This window comes from Pusillimonas minor (assembly GCF_014237865.1).
Classification (GTDB): Bacteria; Pseudomonadota; Gammaproteobacteria; order Burkholderiales; family Burkholderiaceae_B; genus Neopusillimonas; species Neopusillimonas minor.
Window position 1 is genome coordinate 45,000 of the sequence record NZ_JACJUU010000001.1, and the last position, 18,389, is coordinate 63,388.

Here is an 18,389-nt window from a genome sequence, read left to right on the forward strand (position 1 = left end):
CGAACCTATAGCTGCTTATAAACGAGTGTCGCCAGCCGCAACATGTTCTCGCGCCCGACATTACCCGAAAGCGCATATCCAAAATCTCCTTCTACCCAATAGAAAACATCAATACCTTCCTCTTGGGCATAACGGAACGCCGCAGCCTGAGCCGTGGGTAGCTTGGGCTGTATGTAAAGTGTAAGCCGTTGATGTTGATTGTCTTCGTACATAAACTGGGCAACACTACCTTTCGTGCCAGGCAACAGTCGGCCGCCAACCAACGCGTATCCGGCACTGGTAAGCTCTGGCAACGTCAGGGTGCTACCAAGACGCTTTGACAGCCAGGCAATCAAATGCGCTTCTTGTTCAGCAGGAACCTCGACAGGATGGCGCACCTCGGGCGTGTAGACCGCGTGCGCAACGGCGGCCATGCGCGGCAAAGACCCCTGTGCCAGCGTAACGCTATCGGGCGAGGCCTCTGTACCTCGAAAGACGTATCCAGCGAAACAACCCACAATCAACCAAACCAGAAAAGCAAGACGCCGGAACTGAAACCGATGGGCAATAGGCTCGGATGGCACCAGATTAGTCGGCACAGGACAATCAAGCACGGCATCATAAGCTCGATGAAACTTTGTCGAGTGCGCACGCCATTGTTCAATACGTTTTTGCTCCTCTGGATGCGAAACAAGCCAGGCCTCTACCTGAATGGATCGCGCCACATCAAGCTGATTGTCGGCATAGGCGTGCAGGTCTGCTTCAGAAATATGTCTTTTCATGACTTGACCACGCGCAGCAGGGGCGCGGCATCTTCTTCGAGCAACGCTCGTAAACGCGTTCGTGCACGAGACAGGCGGGACATTACCGAACCAACGGGTATCCTTAGTGTTTTAGCCACTTCTTTATATGAAAGCCCTTCAAGGGTAATCAACAACAAGACCTGACGCTGATCAATCGGCAACTGCGCCAGCGCTCTGTCAAGATCACGAATTTCCAGACCATCTAACTGGTCTGGACGGTACAGTACTTCGGGCAGTTCGTCTTGGGGAAAATAATCGATGTGTTTTGCCTTGCGCAGATGGTCGATGTGCAGGTTGTGCATTATCGAAAACAGCCAAGGCCGCAAGTCACGCTCTCTCTTCCAGAACAGCCATTTTTCCAGGGCTCGCTCCAAGGTCTCTTGCACCAAATCATCGGCGGCATCCATACTGCCCGTCAGCGCCCTAGCATAGCGACGCAGACGGGGGATCTCGGCAATGATGAGATCGCGACTACCCACGATGCATCAGGGTTTGGCTAACTGCCAAACGCCATTGACGCCTTCGCCGGTTTTATCGCCCGGGCTCTTGTCTTTCACCCAGAAATAAAGTGGCTTGCCTTTGTAAGCCCACTGCTTTGCACCATCATCACGGGTGATGATGGTGTAGTCACCCGAAGCCGAAGCACCGGCCTCGGCGACCAACGGGGGCCAGTTAACCGCGCAGGGGCCATTACATACACTCTTGCCAGTGCCAGCCACATCTTTATCAAAAGTGTATAAGGTCATACCATTTGAACCCGTCAAGACACCATCGGCTGCCTTTACAGGGAGACCATTGGCTAAGACAGGGGCAGCAAATGCGGCGACAATCAGGCCTGCAAAAAATGAACGGACTTTCATTGAGGATTCTCCGATGAGCGTTTAGGGTTGTTGTATTAGGTATACGGATAACGATGTCCGTTTATTCCATCGCGTGAAAGTACCTCGCATTGGCAACTTTCCCTGGTCATGACTAATAGTCGTTACGCGATTCAGCCTTTTGGCTCAGTAACCGTGGCGGCACCCATCAGCCCAGGCGCATCTTTTGAATATCAATCGCCATCTGGCGCGCCTCGATTTCGGTGATGACAAGACTGGCAAGGTCGACTGCGTCTTGTATCTGCGCATCGGTCCATGCACGAGGCACAAAGTCGATTGCACAAAATGCGCCGATGACTTCACCCGAAAGCAGGACCAGCGGCGCGCCAAGATACGCCGCCACACCGAGTGACTCGACGGTCGGGACATCGCGATATAGCGGGTGTGCCCGGGTATCGGGGATAACCAGCGGTGCCTCACGTTCGATCGTAAAGTGGCAGAAGGTCTGACCCGTAAGCTGGCGCCCGGAAGCAAGGGGCTCCCCAAAGCCACAGTGGCTCAGATAAAAGTCTCTGTAGCCATCGACCAGAGAAATGAATGTCGCCGGCGCGCCGATCAGGCGCGACCCGATCTTGGTAAGGCGATCGAAACTTTTATTCGAGCTGGTGTCGAGAAGACCGGTGGCCTTGACCGCCGCAAGTCGTCGGGGATTGCGCAAAGCGGACGCTGATGCCGCAAGCCCCTGCTGCAGGGGCGCCGCAGGGGGTTCTTTTGCAGCCACTTGCTGTTGAGCCACCGGGGGAGTTTCTTTTGCGACCGATTGCTTTTGGGCAACAGGGGGAGTTTCCTCTTCAGCCATTTGCTGTTGCGCCGCAGGCGACATGCCATGACTGACGACAACGCCGTACCGCCGCGCCAAATAAGTTTCGACATCCATCCACTCACCCTCGAACCAGACGGTTCGGGTCCAGGCGCAGAGTGTGACAAACTCTGGGTCGACGTTGCCGTTATTCAGACGCACCACCTTCGGCCTCTCCCAGCGCAGCTTTTTCGGCGCGGTCTATCAGCCCATAAACATCGGCAATACGATTGCTGTAGCTAATGGTGGCAAGCTCGCCGGCATCGGCAACGCTGCCCAGAACTTCGCGTTCCATTTTGGCAATAAGCCCACGCATAGGCCCGATAATTTGCGGGTTGGTGGTCAGCATGGCCAAAACCAGGGCATCGAGCGTGACCTGGTTTGCGGCCTGAAGCCCCTCAAGCACGGCATTGATGTCACTGACCTTACCTGCGAAACGCTCTACTTCCTTTTCCATGTCACTTCCTTCGGTTTTTGGCAAAAGCCCGATGGTAATTCATTCATAGGCTTAAAATGCTTTGTAGTTTGTATCGGTAAGACAATCAATAGCAAAAACACATCATCGCCAGTTTCCCAGTTCACCGGAGCTCCCCATTTTTTTCCTTGATCCCGACACCCCGCATCAGGCCTTTGTGCATGGTACCCACGATAGTGGCCTGGTGCTGCTGGCTATTGTGGTTTCTGTCTTTTCAGCCACCATGGCGCTACAAACCGCCAGCATGTCGGCCAGCACACAAAGCCGGCTGTACCGACACATTGGCCTGGGCGCGGGCGCCATCGCCCTGGGCGGCGGGATCTGGACCATGCACTTCATTGGCATGCTGGCTTTCGAATTGCCTGCGCCGGTACGCTACGACACCACCATTACTTTGTTTTCAGTCGTGCCCGCACTGCTCGCGTCGTGGTGGGCACTGCACCTGCTGGGCCAGTCGCACGTTTCACGCCTGCGGCTGATCGCCGGCGGCGTACTGGTCGGGGCAGGCATTGGCGCCATGCATTACACCGGTATGGCAGCCATGCAAACGCCACTGCAAATGCGCTACGACCCGGCCATGTTCGGGCTGTCCATCATTGTGGCTGTAGGCATGGCCATGCTGGCGTTATGGGTCAGGTATGGTTTGCGGCATACCCCGTTTGGCCCTACCCCGCGTCTGTTAATTAGCGGCCTGGTCATGGGGCTGGCCATTGCGGCCATGCACTTTACGGGTATGGTGGCCGTGCGTTTTATTGGCGACCCGGCGCCTACACAAGCCGGCCTGCTTATCAACACGACCTATGCCTCGTTGGCCTTGTCGTCATTTACCGTGACCGTGACCGTCATGGTTGTCGCGGTCAACGGCCTCATTCGTGCGTACGATCTCAACCGCCGCATCCAAGAAGGCAGCTCCCGCCTGCAAGCCACGCTCGACACCGCCGTCGACGGCATCATCACCATCGACAGCAAAGGCATTATTCACGACTTCAATCATTCGGCCGAACGTCTGTTTGGCTGGCACGCCGACGAGGTCATCGGCCGCAACATCAAAATGTTGATGCCCGAGCCCTATCAGTCTGCCCACGACGGCTACCTGCAAAATTATCAAACTACCGGGCAAGCCAAAGTTATCGGTGTGGGGCGCGAAGTGGTGGGCTTGCGCCGCGACGGCTCGCACGTGCCGTTGCGCCTTGCCGTCGGTCGCGTCGACCTGCCCGGCCAGTTGCTTTTTGTGGGTTTTGTCACCGACATCAGCGATCGTCACACGCTTGAGTCGTCGTTGCGCGAAGCGGCGCAACGCGCCGAACAAGCCGCTGCGGCAAAAAGCACGTTTCTGGCCACCATGAGCCACGAGATCCGCACGCCCATGAATGCCATTATCGGGTTCACCGATCTGCTGCTGCAAACCAATCTCGATGCGGTACAACGCAGTCACCTGAACACAGTTCGCGAATCGTCGCGCTCGCTCCTGCGGCTGCTTAACGACATTCTTGATACCACCAAAATGGAGAAAGGCCGGCTCGAGCTGGAGCAAACCGACTTTTCGCTGCGGGCTGTCGCCATGCAGATCGAGTCATCGTTGCGACTAAGCGCCAGTGCAAAACACCTGGCCCTGCGCACTGTGTTTTCAGACGACATGCCTGAATACTTTCGCGGCGATCCGCTGCGTGTCGTGCAAATCCTGACCAACCTTGTCGGCAACGCCATCAAGTTCACTGAAAGCGGCGAGGTCGTCATGAAATTTGAATGGTGCGCCGGACAGGTGCATATCAGGGTCAGCGATACCGGCATTGGCATGACGCCAGAACAGGTCGGACGACTCTTCCAGCCGTTCACACAGGCCGATGCCTCTATCAGCCGTCGCTTTGGCGGCACCGGTCTGGGGACGGCAATTTCGCGACAATTGGTTGAACTGATGAACGGGACCATCGACGTCGAAAGTGCACCAGGCAAGGGCAGCACATTCCGCGTCATGCTTCCCTTGCCTGTCGGGCAAGCTCCGCATGCTGCCGACGAAGCCCGTCCGGCGCCGGCGCTGCCCAAACTGCGCGTCCTTATTGCCGACGATGTACCGCAAAACCTCCAGCTGCTAGGCCTGGTTCTTGAAAATGCCGGGCATAGCGTACTTCGGGCCGTCGACGGCAACGACGCCGTCGACCAGTACCGGCGCAATGCATTCGACATCGTATTGATGGATGTTCACATGCCCGGCGTCGACGGTCTTCAGGCCACGTGCCTGATTCGCCAGCACGAACGCGAAACCGGCCAAACCAAAACACCCATCATTGCCCTGACGGCCAGTGTCATGGCCAATGACCGGGACGCAGCCATCAAGGCCGGCATGGACGGTTTCGCACTAAAGCCACTTGACCCGCCACGTTTGTTTGCCGAAATGGCGCGGGTGCTCGACATCAAACCAACGCAAGACGCCACCGGTACTCCGCCACAGCAAGCGGCCACAGAAGCCATTATTGACACTCAAGCCGGGCTAAGGCTGTGGGGTACGCAAGCGGCCTACGAACAAGCGCTTCAAGACTTTATACACACCCTGACTCAAACCGAACCGCTGCCGAAAGAAGTCCCCGAAAAAGCCGACTGGGACGCACTACGGTTCCAACTGCATCGCCTGCGCGGCGTCGCCGGCAATCTTGCGCTACCAGTGTTGTCTACCCTGTACGGTCAACTCGAAGACCTGATTCTTCAGCAACAACATGCGGTTGTTCGGGAGCGCTTTCCAGAGATCCACATCGCACTTGAAAAAGTGCGGGCGCAATCACCCAAAGCCTCCCTGCAGGCCAACGACAAACCCAGCCAAACCGCATCGCCAACAGACATTCAACAGGCCCTCAAGCGTTTGCACGGTGTTGCAATGCGCTGCGAGTTCGACGATGCCCTGCTAAGCTCAGTCTGCTTGCACCTTGAACAGCGCGGTGCCCGCGACGATGCCGGCGCATTGCGAGATGCCATGAACGCCTTCGAATTTACACAAGCCACCGAAATTATCCAAAGACACCTTGGCGCATCGTCCCTCGACGACAAGAACACAGCGGAAACATAAGTATGCAAGACAGCCCAGACCAACGCCCCACCCTGCTTCTGGTTGACGATGAACCGGCCAATCTGCAAGTTTTGCGCCATACCCTGCAGGCCGATTACCGGCTTTTATTTGCCCGCGACGGTCAAGCCGCCCTTGAGCGCGTGCACGCCGACCGCCCAGATCTTGTTTTGCTTGACGTCATGATGCCCGGGATGACGGGCTATGAAGTGTGTACAACGCTTAAACAAGACCCCTGGACGGCAAACATACCTGTCATTTTTGTGACTGCGCTGGCCGATGCAGAAAATGAACATAACGGCCTGGACATCGGCGCCGTCGACTACATCAGCAAGCCGTTTAACCCTTCTGTCGTGCGTGCCCGGGTTCGTACCCATCTGTCTTTGGTTCAAGCCCACGAAGTGATGACCACGCGCCTGCAAATTGTGCAATGCCTGGGGCGTGCCGCCGAATATAAAGACAACGAAACCGGTATGCATGTTGTCCGGATGAGCCATTATGCGCGCACCCTGGCAATAGCCATGGGCTTTTCCGACCAGGTAGCCGACGAACTACTACACGCCGCGCCCATGCACGACGTTGGCAAAATCGGCATCCCGGACGCCATTTTGACCAAGCCCGGGAAGCTGTCGGACGACGAATGGGTCGTCATGAAGCAGCACACTGTCATTGGCGCCGAAATTCTGGGTCAGCACCCTTCGGGCCTGCTTAACCTGGCGGCCACCATTGCACGCAGTCATCACGAACGCTGGGACGGCACAGGCTACCCCGATGGCCTGAAGGGTGAGGATATCCCGGTGGCGGCACGCATTGTTGCCGTCGCCGACGTTTTCGATGCCCTGACCAGCGAAAGGCCATACAAAAACGCATGGTCCGTCGACGAGGCCCTGGACTTGATCCGGGCGCAAAGCGGTCAACACTTCGACCCAACCGTGGTCGATGTCTTTATCGAGAATTTGCCGGAAATTCTGGCCATACAACAGCGCTGGGCAGATACGGCCTGACTATTGACCTAGATGTGTGGCACACCACTCCCACACGGCGTTGGCGGCGCTGTTTACAAATGTGCCGCGCTTGCGCACCAGGTAAAAGTCGGGCTCAACAACTTTGCTGATATCTGTTATTTGCAGCAATCGGCCTGCCGCCAGGTCGGCGGCGACAAATGCCCGACACGCCAGCGCCACACCCTGCCCCGCCATGGCTGCATCCAGCGCCAGCGTGGTCTGGTTAAATACCAGGCCAGGCAGCTTGCCCGAAACCCCCAGAAATTTCGGCCAATGATTATGCGCGTCGTGCAACAAGGGAAGCGCCCGCAATTGCTCGGGCGCGAGCGGCAAGCGCAGCCCTGTGGCCAGGTGCGGGCTGGCCACCGCCACCAGCGCCTGTCGAAACAGCAACCTGGCCTCGAGGTCGGGCGCAAATGGCGGCCTTGTCAAACGTACGGCCAAATCAACCTGATCGCGATCGAAGTCAGATAATGACTCTGTGGCCAGCGTACGCAAATCAATACCCGGCAGGGCTAAATTAAGATCGGCCAAACGCGGGATAAGCAGTTTGGTGGCCACAGTGGGGGTAACGCTGATGGTGACCATGTCGGGCTTGGCCTGCAACTGGTGGGTTGATTCGGCCAGCGTATCGAAAGCCCGTGTGATATCGGCCAGATAACTTGCCCCCGACGGCGTCAGCGCCAAACCCCGCGGCAACCGCCGAAACAGCCCAACACCCAAATGCGCCTCGAGGGCCCGCACCTGTTGCGCCACCGCGCCCTGCGTCACCCCCAGCTCGTCGGCCGCGGCGCGAAAACTCAGCCGACGGCCCGAGACTTCGAAGGCACGTAACGCGTTAAGCGGCGGCAATTTACGACGAGACTGCATGACACCTTTTGACAGTAGTTTTTCTACACTTTATTGCGTTTATTTGTCGCGCGCAATTAAGCCAAATTATCCACATAATACATTGGTCAAAACGCATTAATGGAGAAAAAAATGTCTGTAGAAAAAGTAGCTTTAATCACAGCCGGCGGCTCGGGCATGGGCGCCGCAGCAGCCTGCAAGCTGGCCCAAGACGGCTATCGGGTGGCCATACTGTCGTCCTCCGGCAAGGGCGAGGCCCTGGCCCAGGAACTGGGCGGTATCGGTGTTACCGGCTCGAACCAGAACGATGACGACGTGCAACGTATCGTCGACCAGGCCATGGCGCGCTGGGGGCGCATCGACGCCTTGGTCAACTCCGCCGGGCATGGCCCCCGCGGCCCCATTCTCGACATCTCCGATGTAGACTGGCACAGCGGCATGGAGGTTTACTTTTTAAGCGCCGTCAGACCCGCCCGACGGGTGGCTCCAATCATGGCGGCGCAAGGGGGTGGCGCCATCGTCAATATTTCGACGACCTGGGCATTTGAGCCCGCCGACATGTTCCCGACGTCAACGGTCTTTCGAGCCGGGCTAGCCAGTTTCACAAAAATTTTTGCCGATACCTACGCCGCCCAGAATGTGCGTATGAACAATGTACTGCCCGGATGGATCGACAGCCTGCCCACCACCGAAGCGCGGCGGGCCAGCGTACCCATGCAACGCTATGGCAAGGCCGAAGAAATCGCTGCCACCATTGCATTCTTGCTATCCGACGGCGCAGGCTACATTACCGGTCAGAACATCCGCGTCGACGGCGGCATCGCACGCTCGGTTTAATTGAAACACAAAGTAACTTAAGTGGCTTTATGCCGTCATACAGTCCACAGTGTCTGTGGGGATACTTTTCCCTTTTAACTAGGAAATTCAATTGACTACAGAAATCGGTATCGTGAAATGGTTCAACAACGAGAAAGGGTTCGGCTTCATCATGCCTGAATCCGGTGGCAAGGACCTGTTCGCTCATTACAGCGAAATCCAGGGTTCAGGACACAAATCGCTCGAAGAGAACCAGCGCGTGTCTTTTGTTGCAACGCAGGGCCAAAAAGGTCCGCAAGCTTCAAACATCCAGATTCTCTAATTACCCCCGCGCCTTAACAGGCGCATTGCGGTAGTTATGCAGAACACCAGGCCGGCCCGATTGAAACAATCGGGCCGGCCTTTTGATTTTATTGCGCCACCAAGCGCCCAGGTATCGGCCGTATTGTGGCCGGCAGCTCCGCCAGCACCATGCGTTTTGCATTATGCCCGCATAGTGGCAAGCCAGTATAATAAGGCTTGGCCCGATTAACCTGCCTGTAGAAGGCGCTACTCTTGAGTTTTATGGACACACCATCGTGGGGCTACGAGCGCCCGGACTGCATCGGCGATCATGCCCTGGCCTTGTTCATCGATGATGTTCAGCGCGTGCTCGACCATTACATGCAAACGTCGGGCACGCCCGAAACACGTGTGTTGCAGGCCCAGGCCACGGCCAACAAGCTGCTTAAGGCTTACGAGAACAACGCCCGAAAGACAACGGCCTTCACTGGCCAGTCTATCGAAATCAAACTCGTCAGCACGTCGCAATCGGAACCGCAATGGGTTCCGTTGTTTTCGCCGGGCCTAAAGCAGGCGCTTAAAAAGCTGCTTGACCGCAGTCAAGGCACGCCAACCCATTAAACTTACCCGCACGTCAACCCGCCAACCTTACCGGAGCGGCGTCTGCATGCTGCCAAAAGCTGCGCCGGTGCATACGACCCCTTAATCGTTTATGTCTGCAGATACGTCATCGACCCAACTTAGCCCCTACGACCAGCTAGGCGGGGAGGCCAAAGTACGCGAACTGGTCGACCGCTTTTACGACCTGATGGATCTGGCGCCCGATTACGTGCAGTTGCGCGCCACACATGGCCCCAGCCTGGCACAAGCACGCGAGCGCCTGTTCTGGTTTTTATGCGGGTGGCTGGGCGGCCCGGCCTATTACATGGAAAAGGTCGGCCACCCCATGCTGCGTGCCCGGCACCTGCCGTTTTCTATCGGTATTGTCGAGCGCGACCAATGGGTAGCTTGCATGGCTCAGGCCATGAAAGACGTCGGCGTTCCCGAAACACTGCACGCCCCCCTGAAAGACGCGTTCATGAATACCGCAGACTGGATGCGCAACCGGCCAGAATAACAACAGATCGCCCGTGTTTGTTGCCTTTAACTGCGCATTGTTATGCGACTTTGGCAGCACACTTGTCGGGCCACACCAAGGCACCCGGCACAACCTTTCGCTCAGCCCGTGCTGTTTAGCGCTCTGGCCTCCTGATTGTCAGGGTGACCCAGGCCACACCGCCCAAGGTCACCAAGGCCGCGACAGCACTCTGCACACTCATACTTTCGTCTAGTAAGGCCAAACCCATCAAGGCGCTAATAACAGGGACAGATAACTGCACCGCGCCTGCGCCTATCGCCGTCATTCGCACGCGAACCCAATACCAAACGGCGTAGCCCAAGCCAGAGGCCACGCAACCAGACAAAAGAGCATACGTCACACCAAAGGCATCCGTGTTCAAGTGCGGCAATTGGGTCAATATCAGTACGGCCACCAAGGGCAAAGCCCATATAAAGCTGCTGGTTGTACTGACGATAGGAGCCCCTTGTGAGCGCCCCAACAACGAGAAAGCGCCCCAGGCAAAGCCGGCAACCGCCATAAGCGCGGCGGCAGACACGGGCGGAGCCGATGCGGACGGCGCCAGAAAAGCCGCCAACCCACCCAAAGCGCACAATAAACCCAAAATACTGGCGCGTTCGCCCTTAAACAGCCCATAAGAGATCATGAGTAATTGCGCCGATGCAAACAGGACCAACGCACCTGCACCCGTACTGATGTCACGATAGGCAAAAGAGAACGCAGCGGCATAAACAAACAGCATAAAAGCGGACCAACCGCCCGCTTTAAGCGATGTGGGTTTACCCCCCTGACATCGCAAAATAACAAATAGCGTCAAGGCGCCTGCCGCCAAACGTATAGCCGTAAATGATGCCGGGTCGATCGTCGTTGTGGAAAAAGCTGCTCGTGCCAGCAACGAATTGGCCGAAAAAGCCAGCATAGCCAACAAGGTAAACGCCCACACCAGCGGCGTCATGTGGGTAAGGTCACCAGATGGGGGCCTGTTTTAAGGTAGACCGTCGCCCCCTTAGGGCCCGCAACAATATTGGGATAGCGCCCTGCCGGCAGCCGCAACCAGGTGTTTTCAAGATACATTTGCGCGCCTTCAGCCAGTTCACCCTTCAGCACCAGAGCCTCCGCGCCTTCGATTTCGGCCGGCAACAGAACCGCGCCGGCATCCAGTCGCAACAACCAAACTGATTCGATGCCATCGCTAAACAACGGACACTGGGCGCGATCGGCACACTGCTGCCACGACGCCGGGTCGTTGGTATTGACGCGCACAAAGCTTTGCTCGGTGGGCCGCATTTGCCATAACTTGACAAAAATGACGGCGCCCTCGAGGCTGGACGGCTGATGACTGGAGCCCGGCGGATTGCGCATATACCAACCGGCCGGGTAATCATCATTGTCTTCCGAAAATGTCCCCGACAGCACCAATACCTCTTCGCCCCCCGGATGGCTGTGCTGCGGAAAAAAAGAGTCTGGTGCATAACGCACGATGCTGGTGGCGCGAGCCTTTTCGGCCCCTACCCGATCAAGCATAATGCGTTCGACACCCCCTTGCGGGGACGCCACCCATTTCTGCTGGTCGGGCAACACCAGCGCACGGCGCGAAAAATCTGCGTTTAAAAGCATAGGCAGCGCCCTAGTCGCGGGAAAACGGGCGGCCATTGAAGTCGACCGTGACCAAGTTACCGTCGAGCGCCCCCATACCGGGGGCATTGGTGGGCATACCCGGCGCAGCAACGCCTTTGACGTCGGGGTTAAGCAATAACTTGCGTACGGCGTTAACAGGCACATGGCCTTCAATCACCTGGCCTGTTTCCTCAACAACCGCTGTATGGCACGACCCCAACGCAACAGGCACGCCCAGCCGGGCTTTGTGCGCCACAACGTCGGGCGTCTTGACGGCAACCACATCAAAGCCCTGCGCTTTCATGTAGTCGACCCAGCCCGTGCAGCAACCGCAATTCGGGTCTTGATAAACCGTCAGCTTGCCCTCGGCGGCGTGAGCCATACCAAAAGCACTGAACAAAGCAGCCACTGCTATTAACTTCTTCATCATGTTTTACCTTGAAATGTATCGTTCTTAAAGCACCGTGATGTGGTTAATAATAGGCGGATTTTCTTGAAAACCAATCCATAGACCCGACTTTGCGGGTCATGCCACACGGCGTACAGTTGTGGATATCGGTGGTCAGACCACGATTGCCCGTAAAAATTCCCGCGCAAACGCCCCGACGCTAAAACAAAATATATTATTTGGTTGCATTTTCTGCTAGATTGACCGGCTGCGAAAATATAAAGATCACTATGGCCCTTCGTTTGGTGGCGCAAAGCATCTTGTTCCGGCTGGTCGTTGTGGGCCTGGGGCTAATACTTGTCGGGTCGACGGTACGCTACTTTGCGCTGTCCGGATTTTTGCGCGACGACATGGCCGAGGTCGTTTCATCGCAGCAAATGTCGCTGGCAACCTACGTGGCCAACGATATCGGCCATAAAATCCTGATGCGTCAGTATCGGCTGCAACAGCTGGCCAATACCCTGACCCCGGCCAGTGCCGAATACGACGCCGATCTGGACCGCGCCTTCGGCCGGTCTGCTCCCTTTGAAGCCCTGTTCTCGGCCGGGCTGTTGTTAACCACCACAGACGGCAGGGTATTGCGCGACACGACAACATTCAAGTGGCACGGCAGACCCTTATCGCTGGTGCCAAACAAAGTACTTCATGGCGTGTCAGAACAGGCCGCCCACATCGGCAAACCTCTGGTCATCGCCGGGCAAATCAGCCCCATTTTGCCCATGACACTGGCGTTGGTCGATCACGACAATGTCCCCTGGGGATACCTGACGGGCTTCACCATTTTGAACAGCCCCGACTTTATGGGCAACCTTATGCAAGCCCGCCTGGGCAGCACAGGCAGCGGGTTTTTGCTCATTTCGCCCGACGACCAAATATTTATTGCGGCTTCCAACCCCAAAAAAGTGCTTACCGCAACGCCACCGCCCGGCGTCAACCGTTTACACGACAAGGCCATGCTCGGCTACCGGGGCACCGGTGTAACGATTAACGCCCACGGGGTCGAAGAGATATCGGCTATGGCATCGGTACCCAATACGTCCTGGTTCGTGGTGTCGGCCATTGCCACCGCCGAGGCACTGGGCACGGTCGAGCGCGTAAAGGACTACTTGCTGCGCAATACACTTTTAACGGTTTTATTCTTGTTCGCCTCTTTGGCTGTGGTGGTGCCCTTTACGTTGCGCCCGCTCACACAAGCCACACGCCAGGCCGACAAGATGTCTCGGGGTCTTGCGCCGCTCGCCCCGCTTTCGGGGGCCGACAAAGGCGAAGTCGGCGTATTGATTTCGGCCTTCAATCGCTTGCTGCTCAAGCTTCAAGACCAGCAAAACGAATTATCACGCGCGGCGCACCACGATTCGCTTACGGGGCTGCCCAACCGGCGCCTGCTGGCCGACCACCTTAAAACTGCGTTGGCAGCAGCACGCCGTAGCCACGAAACCTTGGGGCTGATCTTTATCGATCTTGATCAATTCAAGCCTGTCAACGACACGCTGGGTCACGAGGCCGGCGACAAAGTCCTTCAGTTAGTGGCGCAACGCTTGTCCGGTCTGGTCCGCGAAAGCGATGTCGTTGCCCGGTTGGGAGGTGACGAATTTGTTATCTTGCTTACCCAACTTGGCGCTGAAGCCCAGGCCAGACAAGCCGTCGAAAACACGGCCAACCAGGTCATCAGCACGCTTAAGCAACCTTTCGATGTGGCGGGTGTACAGTGCGAGCTGGGTGCCTCGTTGGGGGCCGTAATTAGCGACGGACAAAATAATGCCAGCGACCTGATGCGCTGGGCCGACATGCTGATGTATCAGGCCAAGGCAAGAGGCAAAGGCCAGTGTATCGTTAAATCCACCCAAGAAGTCTCCGACAGCGGCATGCTCTAAAATGACGGCGATGCCCCGCTGACCCGGGCCTTTCGTTTACCTTTCAGACATTAATGGCCGCTTCCCACGACATCCGCCCCGACCAGTCGGTCGAGTTGCTCAAGGCGCTTCATATTTTGACGCGCGACGGCAAAATGAACCAGGACAGCCGACGCAAACTGAAACAGGTCTATCACCTGTTTCAGTTTATCGAACCGCTGTTAAAAGACGTCAAGCAGCACCACGAAGCGATCAACCTGGTCGATCACGGTGCGGGCAAATCGTACCTGGGTTTCATTTTGTACGACCTGTTTTTCAAGCAGCTCAACGACACCTCCCATATATACAGCATCGAAACCCGCGAAGACCTCGTTACCAGCGCGACCGAACTGGCCGCGCGCCTGGGCTTTGACGGCATGTCGTTTTTGAATCTGTCTGTCGCCGACTCTATTTCGGCCCGCCAACTGCCCGAACGCATTGACGTAGTAACCGCCCTGCACGCCTGCAATACGGCCACCGACGATGCCATCCGGTTTGCGCTCGAAAAGAAGGCGCGCCACATTGTGCTGGTGCCATGCTGCCAGGCCGAGGTCGCCAGCGTCTTGCGCAAAAACAAAGCAGCCATGCTGTCTGCCGGTGCGCTGGCCGAGCTATGGCGCCACCCGATTCATACCCGCGAATTTGGCAGCCATACCACCAACGTACTGCGCTGCCTGCAACTGCAAGCGCATGGCTACCAGGTTACCGTCACCGAACTGGTTGGGTGGGAACACTCTATGAAAAACGAACTGATTGTCGCCAGCTACACCAACCAGCCCCGCCGCAAGCCGGCCGAACGACTGGAGCAGTTGCTGGGCACACTGGGGCTGGAGGAACTGCGTGAGCGTTTCTTCACGTCACCGACTTAACACTAAGAAGCCACTATGCGCCTGGATAAATTCCTCTGCGAAAGCACCGACCTGACCCGATCACTGGCGCGACGCGTCCTGTCATCCGGCGAGGTCACCGTTAATGGCGAAGTGGTCGACAAAGGCACTTACGTCGTCAAAGAAAATGATGTTGTTCAGTGGGAGGGTGAAACGCTGTCGCCCGTCGGGCTGCGCTATCTGATGCTTAACAAGCCCGCCGGCTACGAATGCGTACTGAAGAACAGCCAGTACCCGTCGGTCATGGACCTGATCGACATCGAGAAGCGTGATCGACTGCATACCGTAGGGCGGCTGGATGTTGATACCACCGGGCTGATTCTGGTCACCGACGATGGGCAATGGACGCACCGGATTATTTCGCCCAAACACCAGTGCGACAAGGTGTATCTGGCCACGCTGGCCGAACCTTTAAGCGACGACGCCGAGCAACGCTTTGCAGAAGGTATTTTGCTGGATGGCGAAACCAAACCCACACTGCCCGCACACGTCGAACGCGTCAGCCCAACCCTGGCCCGCCTTACCATCCAGGAAGGCAAATATCATCAGGTGAAGCGCATGTTTGCGGCCTTGGGCAACCTGGTTACCGCATTGCACCGCGAACGCATTGGCCCGGTTGCGCTGGACACTGACCTGGCACCGGGCGAATCACGGTTTTTAACCGCCGAAGAAGTAAAGGCCCTGGCACCTTGAACAAGCTACCCAGGCGCTAAACCAATCCAAAATCACAGCGCATGAAAACATGCGCAATACCCGCCTCTTGGTAGACCTCGCCGTCTTGCTTGAAACCCAGGCGTTCGTAGAATTGTGCGGCGTGACACTGGGCCGACAACTCAACGCTAGTGTGGCCCTGGTCTTGCGCTGCGCGTATTAATGCACGCATGATGCATTCCCCAACCCCCTGCCCGCGGGCGGGTTTAAGCACAGCAACACGCCCGATATGACCATCGGGAAGCAACCGGCCTGTGCCAATGGCGTGGCCGTTGGCATCTAGCACCAGCACATGCAGCGACACCGAGTCAAACTCATCAAGCTCAAGCGATTCGGGAACGTTTTGTTCTTGTACAAAAACCGTATAACGCACTTCTCGGGCCATGGCGCCCAGGTCGTCCCATGTCCCGGTTTTCAGGGTCAGCGTGCCCGGCAACCCGGTTTGTGTTTCTTTACTCAAGGTTGTTGGAATTTCTTTGTTCAAGGCTAAAAATGCTATGCAGGTTGGTAAAAGTCAGGGCGCCGCCCACGCTGCCAACGGCGACTAATCTCGACCGTCATCGTCTTCGGGCTCATCGTCGTTGCGCCTGTCTGTGCCGCTGGGTTCGGGCCTGAAGTGCGCGGCCTGGCCAGGCACAGGTTGCAGCTTGTCTGTCGCGTCATCGGCAAACCCCGACAGTATAAAAAAAGCGCTGCGGCGCCGCTGATGGATTTGACGCATATGCAGGGGGTAACATTTCATCGGTAGACTCCATCTGGGCTGAATCGTTCGTCATCGTGCCATGTTTGGCCTGCAATGGCCAGCCTGGGTTAAGCTGAGCCTGCCACCGTCGGCCCTTTGGCAGTCAGCTGCCCTGCCCGCCAAAACGCGGGCCCGGTTTGGCCCCTACAGAAACACAGGAGTTATTTATGCCCCAATTGCTTACCCGCCATACCGTGTTTTATCTGGTCATCGTCGGCACGCTGGTATTCAGCTTGCTGGCCCTAATGCATCACGGGGCCTGGTGGGTGGCAGCTGTCGTGTGCCTGTGGCTGAGCCTGCTGGGCGTCTACGACCTGAACCAAACCCGGCATGCCATTCGGCGCAATTATCCGGTTATTGGCAATCTGCGCTATTTCTTCGAATTCATCAGGCCCGAGATCCGACAATACTTTATTGAAAGCGACAAAGACGAACTGCCGTTTTCCAGGGCCGAGCGCTCACTGGTCTACCAGCGCGCGAAGCACGACATCGACAAGCGCCCGTTTGGTACACAAAACGATGTCTACGGCAACAACTACGAGTGGATCAACCACTCCATGAATCCGGTCCATATCGACAACAGCAACTTTCGCATCACCGTGGGCGGCCCCGACTGTGGCAAGCCCTATAGCCTCTCGGTATTCAATATTTCGGCCATGAGCTTCGGTGCCCTGTCGGGCAATGCCGTCCGTGCGCTGAACAAGGGCGCCCAAATGGGTCAGTTCGCTCACGATACGGGCGAAGGGGGCATCAGTCTTTATCACCTTGAGCACGGCGGCGACCTGATCTGGAATATCGGCTCAGGCTATTTCGGATGCCGCGATGCAGCGGGCAATTTTTCAGAAGAGGAGTTCGTCAAGCGCGCCACCCATGACAACGTGAAGATGATCGAAATCAAGCTGTCGCAAGGGGCAAAACCCGGCCACGGCGGCATGCTGCCGGGGGCCAAGGTCACCGCCGAGATCGCACGCGCCCGCGGCATTCCGGTGGGGCAAGACTGCAACTCACCAGCCCGCCACAGCGCCTTTGGCACACCCGCCGAATTGCTTGAATTCATCGCCCGGCTGCGCCGCCTGTCAGGCGGCAAGCCCGTCGGATTCAAGCTTTGCATTGGTCACCCCTGGGAATGGTTTGGCATCGCCAAGGCCATGCTCAAAACCGGCATCACGCCCGACTTCATTGTTGTCGATGGGGCCGAAGGCGGCACCGGCGCGGCACCGATAGAGTTTGTAGACCATGTGGGCACACCGCTGCGCGAAGGCCTTCGGCTGGTACACAATACCCTGGTGGGCATCGGGCTACGCGACCGCATAAAACTGGGGGCATCTGGGAAAATCATCAGCGCCTTCGACATGGCCCGCACCATGGCGCTGGGCGCCGACTGGTGTAACAGTGCGCGGGGCTTTATGTTTGCCGTGGGCTGTATTCAGGCCCAGGCCTGCCACACGGGTGCCTGCCCCACTGGTGTGGCAACCCAAGACCCAAAACGCCAAAAAGCCTTGGTGGTTGAAGACAAATCGGTCCGTGTACAACAGTTTCACGACAACACATTAAAAGCGCTGGCCGAATTGCTGGGTGCGGCGGGGCTACGCCACCCCACCGAGCTGCGTCCCCACCATATTGCGCGCCGGATCTCCAGCAGTGAAGTCAAAGTATTGTCGGCTCTGTTTCCCGACCTGGAGCCCGGAGAGATCCTCGACGGCAAATTCCGCCAGACTATTTTCCGGGTGGCCTGGCCTATGGCCCGTGACGACTCATTCGACCCGGCCTACAGCTTAAGTGCTGCGCTTTCGGGCAACAAAGCCAACGCCAAAGAGCATGCACAATAACCGCCTGCCGTCCGCCCCCTTATCGCCTGTCGCCAGGCCGCTTGCCGTTATCAGGTTACCTAAATCAGTAGTAATCCTAGGTTGAAGCCGTTGAATGACAGCAGTAAATTGAACTCACTGCCCTCAGGGGGCAGCTTAGCCGCTCTCCGAAGCGGCTCTTGAATACACCTGTTATATCAGGTGTCACTGCCATCGTGGCAGTAAGG

The 18,389-nt window shown here is 57.1% G+C and carries 21 protein-coding genes; 10 read left to right on the top strand and 11 right to left on the bottom strand.

The genetic code is table 11. The annotated features are described in order from the left end of the window. Positions 1-5: 5 nt before the first annotated feature. The 5 genes from GTU67_RS00225 to GTU67_RS00245 form a co-directional block, all read right to left on the bottom strand. Positions 6-761 (bottom strand): anti-sigma factor family protein, encoded by a 756-nt coding sequence (locus tag GTU67_RS00225; RefSeq protein ID WP_185778196.1) that lies wholly within the window; start codon positions 759-761, stop codon positions 6-8. Continuing rightward, a complete protein-coding gene (locus GTU67_RS00230) occupies positions 758-1,264 on the bottom strand; it encodes an RNA polymerase sigma factor (protein ID WP_346726962.1) in 507 nt (168 codons plus the stop codon). The genes GTU67_RS00225 and GTU67_RS00230 overlap by 4 nt, the downstream gene beginning before the upstream one ends. 3 nt (positions 1,265-1,267) lie before the next feature. Next, positions 1,268-1,642: a COG4315 family predicted lipoprotein gene (locus GTU67_RS00235; protein WP_185778198.1), complete on the bottom strand. Its 375-nt coding sequence runs from the start codon at positions 1,640-1,642 to the stop codon at positions 1,268-1,270. A gap of 166 nt (positions 1,643-1,808) precedes the next feature. Next, positions 1,809-2,624, bottom strand: a complete 816-nt coding sequence (locus GTU67_RS00240) for a GAF domain-containing protein (protein ID WP_185778199.1) — start codon at positions 2,622-2,624, stop codon at positions 1,809-1,811. Continuing rightward, entirely contained in the window at positions 2,608-2,916 is a 309-nt protein-coding gene (locus GTU67_RS00245; RefSeq protein ID WP_185778200.1) for a hypothetical protein, read from the bottom strand. Before GTU67_RS00245 ends, GTU67_RS00240 begins: the two co-directional genes overlap by 17 nt. A 175-nt stretch (positions 2,917-3,091) precedes the next feature. Here GTU67_RS00245 and GTU67_RS00250 point away from each other — a divergent pair, with 175 nt between their 5' ends. Both GTU67_RS00250 and GTU67_RS00255 read left to right on the top strand, forming a co-directional pair. After that, positions 3,092-5,992: an MHYT domain-containing protein gene (locus GTU67_RS00250; RefSeq protein WP_346726939.1), complete on the top strand. Its 2,901-nt coding sequence runs from the start codon at positions 3,092-3,094 to the stop codon at positions 5,990-5,992. A gap of 2 nt (positions 5,993-5,994) precedes the next feature. Beyond that, positions 5,995-6,993 (top strand): response regulator, encoded by a 999-nt coding sequence (locus tag GTU67_RS00255; RefSeq protein WP_185778201.1) that lies wholly within the window; start codon positions 5,995-5,997, stop codon positions 6,991-6,993. Here GTU67_RS00255 and GTU67_RS00260 read toward each other — a convergent pair whose 3' ends face one another. After that, positions 6,994-7,863, bottom strand: a complete 870-nt coding sequence (locus GTU67_RS00260; protein ID WP_185778202.1) for a LysR substrate-binding domain-containing protein — start codon at positions 7,861-7,863, stop codon at positions 6,994-6,996. It lies immediately after the preceding gene. Between the two features lie 111 nt (positions 7,864-7,974). Between GTU67_RS00260 and GTU67_RS00265 the strand changes: the two genes are divergently transcribed. The 4 genes from GTU67_RS00265 (at position 7,975) to GTU67_RS00280 (ending at position 10,057) form a co-directional block, all read left to right on the top strand. Continuing rightward, entirely contained in the window at positions 7,975-8,679 is a 705-nt protein-coding gene (locus GTU67_RS00265; RefSeq protein ID WP_185778203.1) for an SDR family oxidoreductase, read from the top strand. 91 nt (positions 8,680-8,770) lie between these two features. Then, positions 8,771-8,980 carry a cold-shock protein gene (locus GTU67_RS00270; RefSeq protein ID WP_093970346.1) on the top strand — a complete coding sequence of 70 codons (210 nt, stop codon included), beginning with the start codon at positions 8,771-8,773 and terminating at the stop codon, positions 8,978-8,980. Between the two features lie 233 nt (positions 8,981-9,213). Beyond that, positions 9,214-9,561: a hypothetical protein gene (locus tag GTU67_RS00275; protein ID WP_185778204.1), complete on the top strand. Its 348-nt coding sequence runs from the start codon at positions 9,214-9,216 to the stop codon at positions 9,559-9,561. A 91-nt stretch (positions 9,562-9,652) separates the two neighbouring features. Then, complete coding sequence (locus GTU67_RS00280; RefSeq protein WP_185778205.1) at positions 9,653-10,057, top strand: group II truncated hemoglobin; 405 nt, start codon at positions 9,653-9,655, stop codon at positions 10,055-10,057. 115 nt (positions 10,058-10,172) lie between these two features. Here the strand turns inward: GTU67_RS00280 and GTU67_RS00285 are convergent, their stop codons facing one another. Genes GTU67_RS00285 through GTU67_RS00295 form a run of 3 tightly spaced genes read right to left on the bottom strand, consistent with a single transcriptional unit; the run spans position 10,173 to position 12,101 of the window. Then, positions 10,173-11,012: a DMT family transporter gene (locus tag GTU67_RS00285; protein WP_185778206.1), complete on the bottom strand. Its 840-nt coding sequence runs from the start codon at positions 11,010-11,012 to the stop codon at positions 10,173-10,175. Further along, entirely contained in the window at positions 11,009-11,674 is a 666-nt protein-coding gene (locus GTU67_RS00290) for a cupin domain-containing protein (protein WP_185778207.1), read from the bottom strand. Before GTU67_RS00290 ends, GTU67_RS00285 begins: the two co-directional genes overlap by 4 nt. Positions 11,675-11,684: 10 nt before the next feature. After that, the gene (locus GTU67_RS00295; protein ID WP_185778620.1) at positions 11,685-12,101 is read right to left on the bottom strand and encodes a DUF411 domain-containing protein; all 417 of its coding nucleotides are present in this window, start codon (positions 12,099-12,101) and stop codon (positions 11,685-11,687) included. Between the two features lie 251 nt (positions 12,102-12,352). Between GTU67_RS00295 and GTU67_RS00300 the strand changes: the two genes are divergently transcribed. From GTU67_RS00300 to rsuA, 3 genes are read left to right on the top strand one after another with little or no spacing between them, the layout of a single operon-like run. Continuing rightward, the gene (locus tag GTU67_RS00300; RefSeq protein ID WP_185778208.1) at positions 12,353-13,996 is read left to right on the top strand and encodes a sensor domain-containing diguanylate cyclase; all 1,644 of its coding nucleotides are present in this window, start codon (positions 12,353-12,355) and stop codon (positions 13,994-13,996) included. A 53-nt stretch (positions 13,997-14,049) separates the two neighbouring features. Beyond that, positions 14,050-14,883 (top strand): class I SAM-dependent methyltransferase, encoded by an 834-nt coding sequence (locus GTU67_RS00305; RefSeq protein ID WP_185778209.1) that lies wholly within the window; start codon positions 14,050-14,052, stop codon positions 14,881-14,883. A 15-nt stretch (positions 14,884-14,898) separates the two neighbouring features. Beyond that, positions 14,899-15,594 (top strand): 16S rRNA pseudouridine(516) synthase RsuA, encoded by a 696-nt coding sequence (gene rsuA / locus GTU67_RS00310; protein WP_185778210.1) that lies wholly within the window; start codon positions 14,899-14,901, stop codon positions 15,592-15,594. 16 nt (positions 15,595-15,610) lie between these two features. Here the strand turns inward: rsuA and GTU67_RS00315 are convergent, their stop codons facing one another. Then, entirely contained in the window at positions 15,611-16,072 is a 462-nt protein-coding gene (locus tag GTU67_RS00315; RefSeq protein WP_249417471.1) for a GNAT family N-acetyltransferase, read from the bottom strand. A gap of 84 nt (positions 16,073-16,156) precedes the next feature. Next, positions 16,157-16,354 carry a hypothetical protein gene (locus tag GTU67_RS00320; RefSeq protein ID WP_185778211.1) on the bottom strand — a complete coding sequence of 66 codons (198 nt, stop codon included), beginning with the start codon at positions 16,352-16,354 and terminating at the stop codon, positions 16,157-16,159. A 167-nt stretch (positions 16,355-16,521) separates the two neighbouring features. Here GTU67_RS00320 and GTU67_RS00325 point away from each other — a divergent pair, with 167 nt between their 5' ends. Beyond that, entirely contained in the window at positions 16,522-18,183 is a 1,662-nt protein-coding gene (locus GTU67_RS00325) for an FMN-binding glutamate synthase family protein (RefSeq protein WP_185778212.1), read from the top strand. Positions 18,184-18,389: the final 206 nt, after the last annotated feature.